The following is a 15,275-nucleotide window of genomic DNA, read 5'->3' on the forward strand; positions in this document are numbered from 1 at the left end:
TGTCAAACGCTACTCACGACCTTGCAATTGATAAGATGCCTCCATGAAGCAGCACGGCGGCAACCTCGACCCCCTCGACCACCGCATCCTCGAAGAACTCCAGACCGACTCGCGGCTGAGCATGAGGGAACTCGGGCGGCGGGTGGGGCTCTCGGCTCCCGCCGTGACCGAGCGGGTGCGGCGGCTGGAGGATGCGGGCGTGATCCTGGGCTACGGGGTGCGGGTGGCGAGCAAACCCCTGGGGCGGACGATCACCGCCTTCATCGGGGTGCAGGACTCGGGACGCAACGACCCGACGCTCGTGCGCTGGGCAAAAAAACACGATGGGGTGCTGGAGTGCCACAGCGTCACCGGGGACAACTCCTGCATCCTGAAGGTGGCCGTGCCCGACGTGGGGGCGCTTGAAACGATGCTGGGCGACCTGATCGGGATGGGTTTCACCTGCGACACGAGCATCGTGCTGAGCACGCCGCTGGAGGGGAAGGTGCTGCTGCCTCCCAAATGAGGGGGATCAACCTTCTTCCTCAACCCGGACACCCTGCCGCCGCAACACCTGCTGAGCGGTGCGGCTGAGGATGAGGTCGTCGCTTAGGGCCAGCGTCTGCAACGTCTCCTCTACCCGCGCGTCAGCGTGACTTTCGAGCAGCGGCACGGCGGAGCGCCGAACGCGGATGCTGGGGTCATTCAGCGCCACATCGAGCATGACGGGCACGAGGTCGCCCTCCGAGCCGAGCGGGCTGAGTTTGCAGGCGTCGCAGGTCAGTGAGTGCAGGGCCGCGCGGCGCACCCGGGGCACGGGGTCGTTCAGGAGCCGCCGCAGGGGCACGGCGCAACGGCCGTCCGCCATGTGGTCCAGGGCACCCGCGCAGTCGAAGCGGACCCGGGGCTGGCGGTGGCTCAGGCCCTGGATGAGGCCGTCAACAACGAGAGGAAGTTCGCCCGTGGCGTTCAACTGTTCCCGAACGGCCAGGATGTCCCGCAGGGGCATAAGCGCGAAGCGGGCGCCCAGGGATTGAGTGTCATGGGCATGCGACCAGGCGAGCAGCGAGGCAGCCAACTCGTCCAGAAACCGCCGCCGCATCGAGCGCCGATCAGCGGGTGAGGCCGGGGCGGAGGGCGCCTGCGCCGCCTCCACATACGCCGCCAGCCTCGCCCAACTCGGAAAGCCGAACTCGCGGGCGAGGACGAATTGGGCATCCGCCAACCGAACGCGCCGCTCGTCGGTCGTGGCTGGGGCACGGCGGTTCAGGTGGGCGGCGAAGCGTTCCCGTGCCTGAACATCTCCGCCGAGAAAAGCTTTCAGCAGGCGCTTGGCCTGCCCCCTGAGGTAATCGAGGCTGGGCGAGGATGGCAGTTGAGGCATGACGGCTCCCTTTCGTCGGGCCCCGAGTCCACCTCGTCGGGCCGAAAGGAAGGTCTGGGTTGCGGGGAGGCGTGCGGGTGGGCTGTGCCCTTTCCGTGGACGGGAGGCGGCCGGACCGCGCTGGGGCCAGCCTACACCGCGTCCTCCCGAATCCGGGTCAGCGAAATGGCGGACCTGGCGGCGCCCAGCTCGCCCTCAGTCTCCCGCACCCCGCCGGGTCAGCGCCGCGTACCGCTCCAGCAACTCCCACGCGGCCCCGCTCGCCATGACCTCGCGGGCCTGCTCGACCCCCTCGCGGATGCTCCCCACCCGCTCCGCCGTCCGCAGGGCCGCCCCGGCGTTCAGCGCCACGATGTCGCGCTGGGCGGGGGTGCCGCCGCCCGTCAGCAGGGCGCGGGTGATCTCGGCGTTCTCGGCGGGGGTGCCGCCCACGATGGCCTCGCGGGGGTGCAGGCCCACGCCCGCCTCCTCGGGATGCACGGCGCGGTCGATCACCTCGCCGTTCCGCAGGCCCGTGACGGTGTTCTCGCCGCAGACGGTGAATTCGTCGAGGCCGTTGCCGTGGACGACGGTCGCCCCCTTCGCCCCCAGCAGACGCAACACCTCGGCCAGGATACGGGTCAGCTCCGGCTTGAAGACGCCCACGACGAGGTGGGTGGCCCCGGCGGGGTTGGAAAGCGGCCCCAGGATATTGAACACCGTCCGGGCGGCGAGGTCGGCGCGGACGGAGGCGGCGTGCCGCAGCGCGGGGTGGTAGTTGCGCGCGAACATGAAGCCGATGCCCAAGGAGTTGATGCCCTCCGCGACGACTTCCGGGGAGGCGTCGAGATTCACGCCGAGGGATTCGAGCACATCCGCGCTGCCCGCCCGGCTGCTCGCGGCGCGGTTGCCGTGCTTGGCGACCGGCACGCCCGCCGCCGCGACCACGAAGGCGGTCGTCGTGGAAATGTTGAAGGTGTGCGCCCCATCGCCCCCGGTGCCCACCACGTCGAGAAGCACGTCGCGCGGCTCGACCTCCACCCGAACCGCGTGTTCGCGCATGGCCTGAGCGAACCCCGCGATCTCCTCCGGCGTCTCGCCCCGCACCCGCAACGCCGCCAGGGCCGCCGCGAGGCGCACGCCGCTCACGTCCCCGTCCATGACCTGCCGCATGAAGGCCGCCGCCTCGGGCTGGGTTAGGGTTTCGCCGTTCATCAGCCGGGCGTGCATCACGCGAGTTCCTTTTGCGCCCGGTGCTCGCGGACCACGTTCAGGAAGTTGCGCAGCATCGCCATGCCGTCCTCGGTGGCGATGGACTCGGGGTGGAACTGGACGCCGAAGACGGGATAGTCGCGGTGGCGCAGGGCCATCAGCACCTCCTCACCGGGGTCGGCCGTCCAGGCGACGGGCACGAGTTCCGGCGGCAGGTCGCGCACCACGAGGGAGTGGTAGCGGGTCACGCGCACGTCGTCGTCAACTCCCGCGAAGAGGCCCGAGCCGTCGTGCCGCAACGGGCTCGTCTTGCCGTGGACTGGTTGCAGCGCCCGCCCCACCCGCGCCCCGAACGCCTCGCCGATGCTCTGGTGGCCCAGGCAGACGCCGAGGGTGGGAAACTGGGGTCCGAGTTCGCGCACCACCTCGACGCTCATCCCCGCTTCGAGCGGCGTGCAGGGACCGGGGGAAACGACGATGGCGTCGGGGTTGAGCATCCGCACGTCATCGAGGGTGAACTGATCATTGCGCCAGACAGTGAGGTCACAGCCCAACTCGCCGAAGTATTGGACGAGGTTGTAGGTGAAGGAGTCGTAGTTGTCGATAAGGAGGATTCGCGGAGTCATGCCGTCACCTTCGCTTTCTCTTTGCGCAAGTAGATCAGGGTCACGTCGCCGTGCCGCTCGGAGCGGTCGCGCATGTAGCCCAGGCGCTCATAGAGCCAGAGGTTACGCGTGCTGCGCTCGCCCGTGAACAGTTCCAGGGTAGGGGCAGGAAGCGTGGCCTCGATGGCGTGCAGGAGGCGAGGACCATAACCTCGGCCCGGCTCGGAGGGGTCCACGATCAGGCGCCCGATCTGCCCCACTCCCGCCTCATCGACAAAGCCCCGCACGGAGGCGATGAGCCGTCCGTTCAGCGTGCCCTTTAAGAGGGTCTGTCTTTCAGCCTCTGCCTGCAACTCCTCCAAAGTCTGCGTCATGGCGGGGAGAGTCGCTTCTGGGTACAGGGCCGCCTCGTACGTATAGGCGCGGCGTTGCAAGTCGAGAATGGCGGGGAGGTCGTCCGGGACAACGGGTTCAATAACCATCACAACCCCCCCGCCGCCATCTCCACCGCCCGCATTAAGGCCGCCGCCTTGTTCCGCGTCTCCAGTTCCTCGCTCGCCGGGTCGCTGTCCGCCACGATGCCCGCCCCGGCCTGGATGTGGACCTTGCCGTGAGCGATGACCATCGTCCTCAAGGTCAGGGCCATGTCGAGGCTGCCGTCGAAGGCGATGTAGCCGAACGCTCCGCCGTAGGGGCCGCGCCTCACGGGTTCGAGTTCGTCGATGATCTCCATCGCGCGAATCTTGGGGGCGCCCGAGACCGTGCCCATCGGGAGGACGGAGGCGAGGGCGTGCAGCGGTGTCTGGCCTTCCCGCAACTCGCCCGTCACGGTGGAGACGATGTGCATGACGTGGCTGTAGCGCTCGACCGAAAAGGCGTCCTCGACCCGCACCGTCCCGTACCCGCTCACCCGCCCGAGATCGTTGCGCCCGAGGTCCACCAGCATCAGGTGCTCGGCCCGCTCCTTCTCGTCCGCAAGGAGTTCGGCAGCGAGGGCGTCGTCGGTCTCGGGAGTCGAGCCGCGCGGGCGGGTTCCGGCGATGGGGCGGGTGATGACCGTGTGCCCGTCACTCCGCAGCAGGCTCTCGGGGCTGGAGGCCACCAGCGTCACGTCCCCCAGGGCGAGATAGCCGAGGTAGGGGCTGGGATTGACCCGCCGCAGGGCGCGGTAGAGGGCGAAGGGGTGCGTTTCCAGGTCAGCGCTGAACCGCTGCGAGGGCACGACCTGGAAGATGTCCCCGGCGCGGATGTACTCCAGGCTGCGCTCGACTGCCTCCATATAGCCCTGCGGGGTGAAGTTGCTCGTGAAGTGGGGCGCGGGGGTGGGCTCGCGTCCGGGCACCTCCTCGGGCAGCGGGCCACGCAGCCGGGCGGTCAGATCGGCGACGGTCGCGTCTGCCCACTCCTGGGTGTCGGCGGTGGCGACCGCGATCAATCGGTGCTTGAGGTGGTCGTAAACGACCATGCCCTCGGGCGCGATGAAGAGGGCGTCGGGGACGTTCAGCTCGTCGCGGTTGGCGTCGGGGAGACGTTCGTAGGCGCGGATGAGGTCGTAGGCCGCGTACCCGACCGCCCCGCCGACGAAGGCGGGCAGGCCGGGCGGCAGGGCCACGGGCCGCGTCGTCGCGTGGTACAGGCGGGCGAGGGGGTCGGCCTCCGGCCCGTCAAAGCGGCCCAAGGTGCCCGTCATCGTCACCCGCCCGGCGCGGTAGGTGAAGCGGCCCGCCTCGCCCACGCCGATGAAGGAGTAGCGGCCCAGTTTCTCGCCCGCCTCCACGCTCTCCAGCAGGAAGCTGACCGCGTGCCCGCGCGCGACCTTGAGGTACGCGGTGACGGGCGTGTCGAGGTCGGCATTCAGCTCGTGGACGGCGACGGCGGCGGGGGGCCTCGGGAGCGGCGCGGGTTGAGGAGTGGGCTGGGTCATGGGGCTCCTGGGGGCAAAAGGAGACGCGCCCGGTGGAGGGGCTTCCACCTGGGCGCGTCCGGTCTGGGAGGGGAAACGGCGCGGGTTAGGCCCAGGCGAAGCCAGGCCACCACCACGCGCCGTTCACGGTCATGGGAGGAGCATAGCGCGAGCGGGGCCGGGCCCTCAAGTCCGCCTACCGGATGGCGAGGCGGGCGAGCACGGCGACGAGCGCGCTCGCGCCCAGCATGGCCGCCAGCGCCTTTACCCGCGTCTTTTTCAGGTACAGCAGGATGCCGAGCCCAGTCAGCGACACGAGCGTCAGGAAGATGCCGCTGAGGTCGATCAACCACGCCCACGCCCCGCCCGCGTCCCGGCCCCGGTGCAGGTCGTTGAGCACCGCGACGGCGCCCTGCGCCTCCACGTTCACGGTGTACCGCCCCGTCCCCGTGTCGATGAAGGCGTCCGCGCTGTAACCGGGCGCGCGGAAGGACAGGCTGGCCTCGTTTCCGTCCAAGCGCGTGTCCTCGGCGCGGCCGTGCAGCCCCTGCCGGGCGCGCAATTCCTCGGCGACGGTCAGCCAGTTCACTTCCCCGTCCCGAATCCACCCGGCAGGCAGGGTCCCCGTCACCTCGCGCCGGGTCTCGGCGCTTCCGAAAGCCCAGTCGGGATGGTTGAGGGTGATGCCCGTCAGGCTGAAGAACAGCACGACGAGGAGGCTGACCATGCTGGTGTAGGTATGGAGCCAGCGCAGCCAGACGTGCGTCCTGGCCTTGAGTGAACGGGGGCGGCGGGAAGCCCGGGCGGCAGACTCAGGCTTTGCCGAAAGAGACACTGGCCGCCTCGATGTCGTTGTCCGCCGTCAGGGTCTTCTTGAAGGCGGTGGCGCCCACCGTCACCTTCTCGCGCACCAGGCTGTAGGGGCCGTGCTCGCGGGCGGTCTCGATGCACACGTAGTAGTCGCCCTGCGGGGCGAGCACGCCCCGGTCGGTCTTGCCGTCCCAAACGACGGCGTAGGTGCCGGGGTTGCGGGTGGGGCCGCTGACCGTGTCCAGCAGCTCGCCGTTCTCGCGGTACCAGCGGCGCAGGTCGGGAATCCAGCGCGGGCCGCGCCCGGTGGTCTGCGCCCAGACGGTCAGCGTCCGCACCGGGTTGCCCTGGGCGTCCTCGATCCAGACGGCGACGTAGGGGCGCCGCACCCGGCCCCCGGCCTGGGTGGCAACGGTGAAGGTGATGTCGAGCGCCTGGCCCGCCACCCACCGCTTGCCCGTGGCGGGAGTGACGGCGGCGGCCCCGGCGGGCGCGAGGCGGGAGAGGACGAGGGCGGCGGTGCCGAGCGCGAGCTTGCGGAGGACGGAACGGCGGGTGTCAAAGGTCATGGTGAGTCTCTCCAGGGGCAGGAATCGTAGGGCCTGAGCTTGGCGTCTGGCAGGGGGTGCCGACCGTAACCGAGGTTGGCGTGATCGGGTTGGCCGGGGGTTAAGGCGGCCGGGCCGCCCAGCGAGCGCTGGCGTGCCCCGTCCCGTCCCGCGTGACGATCAGGGCCGACGCGCCCGGCGTGGCATCCACCAGGGCCAGTCCCTCTGCCACGTCCAGCACGCTGAGGGCTGTGGCGAGCGCGTCGGCGGTCAGGCAGTCGGGGGCGGTGACGGTCACGCCGGGAACGTCGGCGACCGGGCGGCCCGTGCGCGGGTCGAGGAGGTGCGAGTACCACGTCTCCCCCACCCGGTAGCCCCGGTGCGTGTCCCCGCTGGTGGCGAGGGCGCCGCCCCGCACGTGAACCCGGCAGAGGGGCGGCAGGTCGTCCCGGCGGCCGAAGGGGTCGGCGACGGCGACCGTGAGCCCGGTTCCCCCCAGCGTGCGCAGGTCGCCCCCGGCGTTCACCAGGACGGCTCGCACCCCCGGGGACGCGAACGCGGCCTCGGCAGCGTGGTCCACGACGTACCCCTTCGCCAGCGCGTTCAGGCCGAGGGGAAAGGTGGCGTGCAGGGTGGCCGCGCCGCCCTGGTGCAGGGTCCACGGGGAATCCCGCAACCGCCCGGCGAGCGCGGCCAACTCGGCGGCGTCGGGGGCACATCCCGCCTCCTCGGCCCGCTTCCACACGGCGCCGAGGGCGTCCGCGCCGGGGTGGAACGCGCCGCCCGTCGCCTCCCGCCAGCGGTCCGCCGCCCGAAGGACGTGGAGGAGGTCGGGGCTGAGCGTCACCCGTTCTCCCGGCCGCGTCAGCCACCGCCGCAACTCGCTTGCCGGGTCGAAGCGAGTCAGAAGGGGGGTCAGGCGGTCGATCTCGTCCAATGCGGCGCGTTCGGCTTCCCCGGCCCGGGCGCGGGTGTCCGCCACGACCTGCACCTCCAGCTCGGTGCCCAGCACGCGCTCGTACACGCTCCGCAGGCGGTGCGGCGGGATCAGGCGGCGCGCGAGTCGGGGGAGGAACCACCGGGCGAACGACATCGTGGAGATGATGCCGCTCGACGTTGAAGGTTTGTCGAAGGTCGTTTCCCTCCCGCAGGCGGCGGCATGAGGGCGAACGTTAGCCCCTGACAGGAGGGCCGGTTACGCTGGGGCGCTGCCGACCACGGGCCCGGACCACACGAGCCCGGACCAGCAGGACCCCGGATGTTCCGGCTGATCGGCAAACTCCGGGCCGTGCCCGGTGCGCGGGACGACCTGCTGCTCGCCGGGCTGGAGGAGATGCCGGGGTGCCAGGGCTACGTCGTCGCCCGCGACCTCGCTGACCTGGACGGGCCGTGAATCACCGAGGTCTGGGACAGACAGGAGGGCCACCGGGCGTCCCTGACCCTGCCCTCCGTCCCCACCAAGCCGGTCGACGGGCGGGGTCTGCCCCGGGGGGAGGCGCAAGTGCTCCCTTCCTGAGGGGCGCTCCCGTCAGGACCGATTGGACGCGGAATAGAACAGCAGCCCAATCAGGATGAGGTCGAGGGCCCAGCTCGCCGGGCGCCGGAGGGCAGGGTCACGCCGCGCCCGCAGGAACTGCACCCCCAGCCGAGCCACGAGGAGCAGGGCCACGAGGTAGGGGCTCGGCAGCGGTCCCCCCAGCAGCGGCAGGAGCAGCAGCACGGCAACCACCGCCAGCAATGCGAAACTGACGATAGTCAGAGCGTCGGGGCGGGGGCGTTCGGGCGGGGTCAACGCTCCTCGCTGTTCCCGGTCCCACTGTCCCCGGTGGGCGGCGTCACGGGCGGCGCCGTCTCCTTCAGCTCAGGATCGGCTACGTCCTCCCGGGCGTCGGCCTCCGTCGTCTGCGCTTGGGCCTGGGGCCCGGTGGGCACGGCCTGACCCGTCTCCCCCGCGTATTCGAGGACGAGCACGCTGGTGGGCGGGAGGTTCAGCCGCAGGTGGCAGGGCTGACCGTGCCACCCCTCGTCCTTGGTGGTCAGGTCGGGCTGCTGGGTGCCGAAACCGCCGTACTCGCCGTCGTCGGTGGAGAGCAGCACCCGGTACTGGCCCCTCTGCGGCACGCCGATGGGGTACAGGTCACGGTACACCGGGGTCAGGTTGGCGACGACAAGGCTCCACGCACCTCCCTGCGGGTCGCGGCGGAGGTAGGCGTACACGCTGTTGTCGGCGTCGTCGCCGCTCACCCACACCTGCCCCTCGGAGCCCACGTCGCCGACGTGCCAGTCGGGGCGCTCGCGGTAGAGGGTATTGAGCCGCCGCACGAGGTTCATGATGCCCCGGTGGTCGGGGATGTCCGCGAGGTGCCACGGCAGGCCCTGTTCGAAGCTCCACTCGGTCGGCTGGGCGAACTCCTGCCCCATGAAGAGGAGCTTCTTGCCCGGCGTGGTCCACATCAGGGCCAGAAAGGAGCGGTAGTTCGCCCGCTGGGCGTACCAGTCGCCGGGCATCTTCATGATCATCGACTTCTTGAGGTGGACGACCTCGTCGTGGCTGATCGCCAGGACGTAGTTCTCGGTGGCTCGGTACACGTTGAAAAAGGTCAGCGCGTGGTGGTGGTACTTGCGCCAGAGGGGATCTTCCTCGAAGTAGCGCAGGGTGTCGTTCATCCAGCCCATCGCCCACTTGTAGTCGAAGCCCAGACCGCCCGGCGTCGGCTTCGTCACGCCGGAGAAGGCCGTGCTCTCCTCGGCGATGGTCACGCTTCCGGGCGCCATGTGGTGCGTCACCTCGTTCAGCCGCCTGAGAAAGGCGATGGCCTCCAGGTTCTCGCGCCCGCCGTGGACGTTCGGCACCCACTCGGTGCGCGAGAAGTCGAGGTAGAGCATCGAGGCCACCGCGTCCACCCGCAGCCCGTCGATGTGGAAATCCTGGAGCCATTTGAGCGCCGAGCCGATCAGAAACATCACGACCTCGTTGCGGCCGTAGTCGAAGATGTAGGTGTTCCAGTCGTTGTGGAAACCCTTGCGGGGATCCGAATACTCGTAGAGCGGCCCGCCGTCGAAGTGCGCCAAGCCCACCTCGTCCGTCGGGAAGTGGCCGGGCACCCAGTCGAGGTACACGCCGATCCCCTTCTCGTGGAGGTGGTTGACGAGGTACTTGAAGTCCTCGGGGCTGCCCATGCGGCTCGTCGGGGCGTAGTAGCCCGTCACCTGATAGCCCCAGGAGCCGTCGAAGGGGTGCTCCATCACGCCCATCAGCTCGACGTGGGTGTAGCCGAGGTAACCCACGTACTCGGCGAGGCGGTGGGCGAGGTCGCGGTAATTGAGGAACCAGCCGCCCTCCTGCCGCGCCCAGGACTCGACGTGGACCTCGTACACGGAGATGGGGCGGTCGTACCCGGCCCGGCGTTCCTGCATCCAGGTCTGGTCGGTCCACGTGAAGGGCTGGTCCCAGACGATGCTGGCCGTGTTGGGGCGCGCCTCGAAGAAGGTGCCGTAGGGGTCCATCTTGTCGACCGTGCGCCCGTCCGCCCCCGTCACCCGGAACTTGTAGCGCTGCCCGTGCCGCGCTTCAGCCACGAAGGCCCTCCAGAAGCCGAAGTCGAGCCTTTGCATGGCGTTGTCGAAGCCGTTCCAGCCGTTGAAGTCCCCCACAACGCTGACGTGCTGGGCATTCGGCGCCCACACCGCGAAGCGCACGCCCTCCACCCCGTCCTCCGTGACCGGGTGCGCGCCGAGCAGGTGGTCGGGCCGCACCAGGTCGGCGGTGGCGAGCTTTTGCAGGTGGCCGTGATCGAGGGGCAGCACACCCGGCGGGAGCAGATCGTTCATGAGACGAGTCTACCGGGTGGGGTCGGGCGGCGAGGACGGGGGGTCCAGACCGGGGAGGTCACATGAAGGAAGCCTGGAGCCGGGGGCCGGGGGTCGCGCAGGACGACCTTCCCCTACCCCCCCAGCACATGCCGCCGAAACCGTTCCAGGATGGCGAGCCCCACCGCCCCGCTCTTTTCCGGGTGGAACTGGGTGGCATGGAGATTGCCGTGGCTGAAGGCGGCCCAGAAGGGCACCCCGTACTCGGTGATCGCGCCCGCGTCCACGTCCACGCCCAGCGGCACGTAGTACGAGTGGACGAAGTAGGCGTAGGCGGGGCAGGCGAGGTCCCGCAGCAGGGGCGAGTCGCCCACCTTGTCGAGGCTGTTCCAGCCCATCTGGGGCACCTTGCGGTCAGGGGCGGCCTCGAACCTCCGCACCGTGCCGGGCACGAGGTTCAGCCCCGGGGTGCCGGGCGCCTCCTCCGAGCCCGACAGGAGCATCTGCATCCCCACGCAGATGCCCAGGAGGGGCGTGCCCGCACGGGTGGCGTCCATGACCGGGCCGTGGAAGCCGCTCGTGTCGAAAGCCTCCATGACCTGCCGGAAGTGGCCCTGCCCGGGTACGACGAGGGCGGGCGCGTGGGGCACGTCGGCGGGCGAGTCGGAGACGCGAACGGTCATTCCGGCGCGCTCCAGCGCCTTGGCGGCGCTGCGGACGTTCCCGGCGCCGTAGTCGAGGAGGAGGACTTCGGGGGTCACTGACCCCTCGCGTACTTGTCGCGGATGGCGGCGGTGTTGCCGGTGGGCCGCAACGTTTCGCCCGTCCAGACAAAGGTGAGGTCGTTGCGAACCGAGCCGCTGGCCTGCGCGTTGAAGGCCATGCCTCCTTTGCAGAGTTCCGATCCCCCTTGGTACGTCGTCCTTGACGCCAAGATGGTCAGGTCGGGCACCCGGTCGGCGTTGCGGTCGCGGTCATCCCAGGAGAAGGGATCGAGCTGCCAGCGGCCCGCGCACTGGGCGGAACGGGGCTTGAACCAGTCGCGGAAGGCGAGCAGCGGAAACAGCGCCACCGTTTCCACCTTCAGCTTGCCGCCCGTCCACGACGCGATTTTGAGGGCACTGCCTATCGGTTCGTTCCTCGCATTCTCGCTCAGGCACACTGCCGCCTGGGCACCGCCGGGCTTCGGGTAGGTCAAGCAGGTGCCGGGGAGGAAGTCAGGGACGAGCCCGACGGCCTGCCACTGCCCCCGCGTGTGCCGCAACAGGACGGTCTCGCCCGAGCAGCTTTCGGTTTCGGTGCAGAAGGTGGCAAGGAGCTCCTTTTGGTTCGCAGCGGTAAACGAGCCGGAACGAACCGTGGAGAGCGTCAAGCGCGTCTGCGGACCGAGGATTTCGGGACTCGGGCGGCCTTCGTAGACGACCTGCCTGCACCCGGTGAGGCGGCCCAACTTGGTCCCACTGCTACAAACGGCGCGGATGATGGCATCCGCTTCGGCCGCGCGGGGAACGTGGCTTTCGCTGGGGCCGGAGAATTGCGCTCCCGCAAAGCCAGGGGTCAGGAGAGCCAGCAGCGTGAGTCCCTTGTTCACTCCGGCCGTCTGGCGGCGTGGCCCCGATGAGCGGTGAGAAGCGGCGCTCACAACACCCCCTTCGTGCTCGCCAGGTCGTCCGAGGTCACCCGCATCGCGTCCCGCAGCGCCCGCGCGAACGCCTTCACGACCGCCTCGATGACGTGGTGAGCCTCGCGGCCCGCGAGGAGGCGGACGTGTAGGGTCACCCCGGCGTGGTTGCACAGTCCCCGCAGGAACTCGCGCAGGTGGTAGTGGGTCATGCCGCCCGCATCGCCCCACACGTCCAGCCGCTCGGGCTCGAAGGCGAGGTGGGCGCGGCCCGAGAGGTCGAGAACGACGTGGGCGAGCGTCTCGTCCATCGGCACGAAGGCGCTGCCGTACCGCTCGATGCCCCGGCGGTCGCCAAGCGCCTGCGTCAGCGCCTGCCCCAGCGTGATTCCCACGTCCTCGATCAGGTGGTGCGGCTCGACGTGGAGGTCCCCCCGCGCCCGCACGCTCAGGCCGACGCGGGCATGGCGGGCGAGGGCGTCGAGCATGTGGTCGAGGAAGCCGTGCCCGGTCGCGGGCGGCTCGTAGGTGGCCGAGTCGAGGTCGAGCGTCACGATGACGTCCGTCTCGCTGGTGGCGCGGTGAACGGAGGCGGTGCGGGCCATACGGGGCATGGTACGGCGTGGAGGGCCGGGGAATCGTGCGGCGCTCTAGGACAGGACATCGGGTAAGGGGCGGGTAGCCGTTGGGTAGGACTTCTCGCAATGCCCCGGCCTCCCGGCCCCGCTAGGCTGACCTCACCGCGCGGAACACTCCAACCCAGCCGTTTCGGGGGTGAACTCTCCGTTCACGTCCTCCGGACGGCCCAGCGAGGTTCCCATGCCCACCCCCCTCACCCTCCTCGGGCGCGCCGAAGGCTGGTCCGCCCTCGGGGAGCAGGTCTACCTCCTCGCCCTCCCCCTCACCGCCGCGCAGGTTCTGCACGCCTCACCCGCCCAGGTAGGTCTGCTCGTCACCGCCGAACTCCTTCCCGTGGTGCTCCTCAGCCTGCCCCTGGGGACCTGGCTGGAGGAATGTTCCCACCGCCGCGTCCTGGTGTGGGGCAGCGCCCTGCGCGGCGCTGTCCTGGCAGCCCTGCCCCTCGCCCCCTTGCTCGGCGGCCTGCGTCTGGAAGGGCTGTATCTCGTGAGCTTCGCCCTGGGTACGCTGGGCCTCGCCTGCACTCTCGCGCGGCAATCCCTGTTGCCGGACGTGGTGCCGCCGAGCGCGCTCACGGAGGCGAACGGCAGGTTGGAGGTCGTCCGCTCCGGGGTCGAGGTCGTCGGGCCAGGGGTCGCGGGTGGCCTCGTGACGGCGCTCGGCGCTCCCCTGGCCCTGCTGGGCGGCGTCGCCGCTTTCCTCGGGTCGGCGGTGGCCCTGGGAGGGCTCCCCGAGGAACCGCACCGTACGAGAGGTATGACACGCCCGGCCTGGCAGGAGACGCGTGAGGGTCTGGCCTTCGTCTGGAACCACGGCCTGCTGCAATGCCACGTCCTCACGGCGGCGACCCTTAACCTGGCGCGGGGCGCCTTTGAGGCCGTATTCGTGCTGTACCTTGCCCGGGAGATCGGGCTGGGGGTCATCAGTATCGGCGTGGTGTTCACGGTTGGCAACGTTGGGTTTTTGGTGGGGGCGTGGGCGGCCCGCTCAGGCACGCGGCTGGGAACAGTGCTGCCTGCCACAACGCCGCCCGCCGTCCTCGCGCCGCTCCTCGCCGGGGCAGGTCTGCTCGGCGTGCCGCTGGTGGGCGGGCTGGGTGGAGGGAACCTCATCGCCGTCCCGCTGTTCGCCCTCACCCTCGCCGTGCAGGGGGTGGGCGTGGTGGTCTGGGGCATCCAGCACGTCAGCCTGCGGCAGGCCCTCACGCCGCCCGCCCTGCAAAGCCGGGTCCACGCGAGCGCGGGTTTTCTGGCCGGGCTCCCCCTCCCGCTCGGCGCCTGGCTGGGCGGACTCACTGCAGAGCATTTCGGGACGAGCGCGGCTCTGTGGGGGATCGGCGTGACGGGGCTGGGCGCCTGTGGCTGGCTCCTCCCTGCCGTCGGCAGGGCGCGGTGCCGACACTTGCGGGGCGAGGCCGAGGGCTGACGCGCCTTCCTCCCAGTCGGGCGATAGTTAGCCTACACCCCAACTTCACGCCCGCTCATTACGCCTTGACCGTAATTGTGTTCTGTTATAGACTAAATCCATGAAGTTGAGCGATGTTCAGAAACGACTCCAGGCTCCGTTTCCCGCTCACCTGGTGGGCTGGAAGCCCCAGGCGTTCAACAAGGAACGCAACCGCGCGCTGCTGCTCGCCTACGTGGACGCCCGCGCCGTGCAGGACCGCCTGGACGCCATCTGCCCCGACGCGTGGTCCTTCGAGATCGAGGTGATCCCGGGCACCGCGACGCCCACCGTCAAGGGCCGCCTGACCGTGCTGGGTGTGACGCGCGAGGACATCGGCGAGGCGGGTGAGGGCGAGTACGGCACCCTGAAGGCCGCCTCCTCGGACGCGCTGAAGCGTTGCGCGGTGCAGTTCGGCATCGGGCGCTACCTGTACGACCTGCCCAAGCAGTGGGTGGACTGGAACGACGCGCGGCGCGAGCCCGCCACCACGCCCGAACTGCCCGAGTGGGCGCGGCCCGACCACGAGCGCAGCCCCGGCGGCGCGCACATCGTGCAGGCGATGGAGCAGCTCAAGTACGAGCTGCCCGAGGACCTCGAACTCCAGCGCGAGGTGTACAAGCACCTCAAGGCCGCCCTGAGCAGCATCCACCCCGCCTCGCAGGGTGGGCACGGGCGGGCCGCGTGAACCCGGTCAACCCCCAGAGGCTCGCCGCCGTGATGGCCGCCGTCCTCGCCATCACATTGATCGGCGGGGCGCTCGCCCGGCTGTTCTGAACTTCTGCTTCTTCAAAGGCCCGCCCACACCAGGGCGGGTTTTCAATCTGTCGGGGCGAAGTGCCGCAGGATGGCCTGCACGGTTTCGGTGACCGTCAGAGCGGAGGAATCCAGCCACAGGCCCAGGCGCGGGGTTTCCTCCCGCAGCACGCGGTCGAGGTCCCCCGGGGTGAAGGCGCCGTAGCCGCGCTTGTGGCGCCCGGCCTCGCGCGCCGTGACGACCTCCGGGGCGGGGCACAGCACCACCAGCCGCAGGGGGACGGCGGCGTACAGCGCGACCACGTCCTCCAGCAGGGGCCCGAGGATCACGTCCTGCACGACCGGGGTGAAACCCGCCGCCCGGTAGGCCAGCGCGGTCCGGGCGGCGAGCCGGTAACGCAGGGCAAGCTGGGCCGTCGCCTCCTCGCCCGCGCCGGGCGTCATGTCCACCCGGCCCGAGACGATCATGCGGCGGAAGAGGTCGCCGCGCACATGCACGCTGCGGGGCAAGCTTTCCGCGAGGGCTTGCGCCACCGTGGACTTGCCCGAGGCCATGATGCCGGTGATGAGGTAGACGGGAGGCACG

At 70.2% G+C, this 15,275-nt stretch carries 18 protein-coding genes; 4 read left to right on the forward strand and 14 right to left on the reverse strand.

The genetic code is table 11. The features are described from left to right. The first annotated feature begins 43 nt into the window (after positions 1-43). Positions 44-505: an Lrp/AsnC family transcriptional regulator gene (locus DAETH_RS08840; protein WP_264774532.1), complete on the forward strand. Its 462-nt coding sequence runs from the start codon at positions 44-46 to the stop codon at positions 503-505. A 6-nt stretch (positions 506-511) separates the two neighbouring features. On the opposite strand, the gene DAETH_RS08845 is transcribed toward DAETH_RS08840, so the two are convergent. The 8 genes from DAETH_RS08845 to DAETH_RS08880 form a co-directional block, all read right to left on the reverse strand. Next, on the reverse strand, positions 512-1,363 hold the full coding sequence (locus tag DAETH_RS08845) for a HEAT repeat domain-containing protein (RefSeq protein WP_264774533.1): 852 nt from the start codon (positions 1,361-1,363) through the stop codon (positions 512-514). 195 nt (positions 1,364-1,558) lie between these two features. Then, positions 1,559-2,572 (reverse strand): anthranilate phosphoribosyltransferase, encoded by a 1,014-nt coding sequence (gene trpD / locus DAETH_RS08850; RefSeq protein WP_264774534.1) that lies wholly within the window; start codon positions 2,570-2,572, stop codon positions 1,559-1,561. Further along, positions 2,572-3,180: an anthranilate synthase component II gene (locus DAETH_RS08855; protein ID WP_264774535.1), complete on the reverse strand. Its 609-nt coding sequence runs from the start codon at positions 3,178-3,180 to the stop codon at positions 2,572-2,574. Before DAETH_RS08855 ends, trpD begins: the two co-directional genes overlap by 1 nt. Continuing rightward, the gene (locus DAETH_RS08860; RefSeq protein ID WP_264774536.1) at positions 3,177-3,641 is read right to left on the reverse strand and encodes a GNAT family N-acetyltransferase; all 465 of its coding nucleotides are present in this window, start codon (positions 3,639-3,641) and stop codon (positions 3,177-3,179) included. Before DAETH_RS08860 ends, DAETH_RS08855 begins: the two co-directional genes overlap by 4 nt. Beyond that, on the reverse strand, positions 3,641-5,083 hold the full coding sequence (gene trpE, locus DAETH_RS08865; RefSeq protein WP_264774537.1) for an anthranilate synthase component I: 1,443 nt from the start codon (positions 5,081-5,083) through the stop codon (positions 3,641-3,643). Before trpE ends, DAETH_RS08860 begins: the two co-directional genes overlap by 1 nt. Before the next feature lie 175 nt (positions 5,084-5,258). Then, on the reverse strand, positions 5,259-5,897 hold the full coding sequence (locus DAETH_RS08870) for a PepSY-associated TM helix domain-containing protein (protein WP_264774538.1): 639 nt from the start codon (positions 5,895-5,897) through the stop codon (positions 5,259-5,261). Beyond that, on the reverse strand, positions 5,875-6,441 hold the full coding sequence (locus DAETH_RS08875) for a DUF2271 domain-containing protein (protein WP_264774539.1): 567 nt from the start codon (positions 6,439-6,441) through the stop codon (positions 5,875-5,877). Before DAETH_RS08875 ends, DAETH_RS08870 begins: the two co-directional genes overlap by 23 nt. Before the next feature lie 100 nt (positions 6,442-6,541). Next, on the reverse strand, positions 6,542-7,513 hold the full coding sequence (locus DAETH_RS08880; protein ID WP_264774540.1) for an FAD:protein FMN transferase: 972 nt from the start codon (positions 7,511-7,513) through the stop codon (positions 6,542-6,544). 165 nt (positions 7,514-7,678) lie between these two features. On the opposite strand from DAETH_RS08880, the gene DAETH_RS08885 reads away from it, so the two are divergent. Then, positions 7,679-7,813, forward strand: a complete 135-nt coding sequence (locus DAETH_RS08885; RefSeq protein ID WP_264774541.1) for an antibiotic biosynthesis monooxygenase — start codon at positions 7,679-7,681, stop codon at positions 7,811-7,813. Between the two features lie 135 nt (positions 7,814-7,948). On the opposite strand, the gene DAETH_RS08890 is transcribed toward DAETH_RS08885, so the two are convergent. The 5 genes from DAETH_RS08890 to hisB all read right to left on the reverse strand — a co-directional run bounded on the left by DAETH_RS08890 (position 7,949) and on the right by hisB (position 12,456). After that, the gene (locus DAETH_RS08890; RefSeq protein WP_264774542.1) at positions 7,949-8,212 is read right to left on the reverse strand and encodes a hypothetical protein; all 264 of its coding nucleotides are present in this window, start codon (positions 8,210-8,212) and stop codon (positions 7,949-7,951) included. Further along, positions 8,209-10,251, reverse strand: a complete 2,043-nt coding sequence (locus DAETH_RS08895) for a 1,4-alpha-glucan branching enzyme (RefSeq protein ID WP_264774543.1) — start codon at positions 10,249-10,251, stop codon at positions 8,209-8,211. Before DAETH_RS08895 ends, DAETH_RS08890 begins: the two co-directional genes overlap by 4 nt. A gap of 113 nt (positions 10,252-10,364) precedes the next feature. Further along, the gene (hisH, locus tag DAETH_RS08900) at positions 10,365-10,991 is read right to left on the reverse strand and encodes an imidazole glycerol phosphate synthase subunit HisH (RefSeq protein WP_264774544.1); all 627 of its coding nucleotides are present in this window, start codon (positions 10,989-10,991) and stop codon (positions 10,365-10,367) included. Then, positions 10,988-11,821, reverse strand: coding sequence for a hypothetical protein (locus DAETH_RS08905; RefSeq protein WP_264774545.1), 834 nt, complete (start codon positions 11,819-11,821; stop codon positions 10,988-10,990). The genes hisH and DAETH_RS08905 overlap by 4 nt, the downstream gene beginning before the upstream one ends. 47 nt (positions 11,822-11,868) lie before the next feature. Further along, on the reverse strand, positions 11,869-12,456 hold the full coding sequence (gene hisB, locus DAETH_RS08910) for an imidazoleglycerol-phosphate dehydratase HisB (protein WP_264774546.1): 588 nt from the start codon (positions 12,454-12,456) through the stop codon (positions 11,869-11,871). A 214-nt stretch (positions 12,457-12,670) separates the two neighbouring features. Here hisB and DAETH_RS08915 point away from each other — a divergent pair, with 214 nt between their 5' ends. Both DAETH_RS08915 and ddrA read left to right on the forward strand, forming a co-directional pair. Continuing rightward, positions 12,671-13,915 carry an MFS transporter gene (locus tag DAETH_RS08915; RefSeq protein WP_264774547.1) on the forward strand — a complete coding sequence of 415 codons (1,245 nt, stop codon included), beginning with the start codon at positions 12,671-12,673 and terminating at the stop codon, positions 13,913-13,915. Between the two features lie 100 nt (positions 13,916-14,015). Beyond that, on the forward strand, positions 14,016-14,621 hold the full coding sequence (gene ddrA / locus DAETH_RS08920) for a single-stranded DNA-binding protein DdrA (RefSeq protein ID WP_264774548.1): 606 nt from the start codon (positions 14,016-14,018) through the stop codon (positions 14,619-14,621). A gap of 131 nt (positions 14,622-14,752) precedes the next feature. Here ddrA and DAETH_RS08925 read toward each other — a convergent pair whose 3' ends face one another. Beyond that, positions 14,753-15,274, reverse strand: a complete 522-nt coding sequence (locus tag DAETH_RS08925) for an AAA family ATPase (protein WP_264774549.1) — start codon at positions 15,272-15,274, stop codon at positions 14,753-14,755. Position 15,275 lies beyond the last annotated feature (1 nt).

The sequence above is a fragment of the Deinococcus aetherius genome, assembly GCF_025997855.1.
Classification (GTDB): Bacteria; Deinococcota; Deinococci; order Deinococcales; family Deinococcaceae; genus Deinococcus; species Deinococcus aetherius.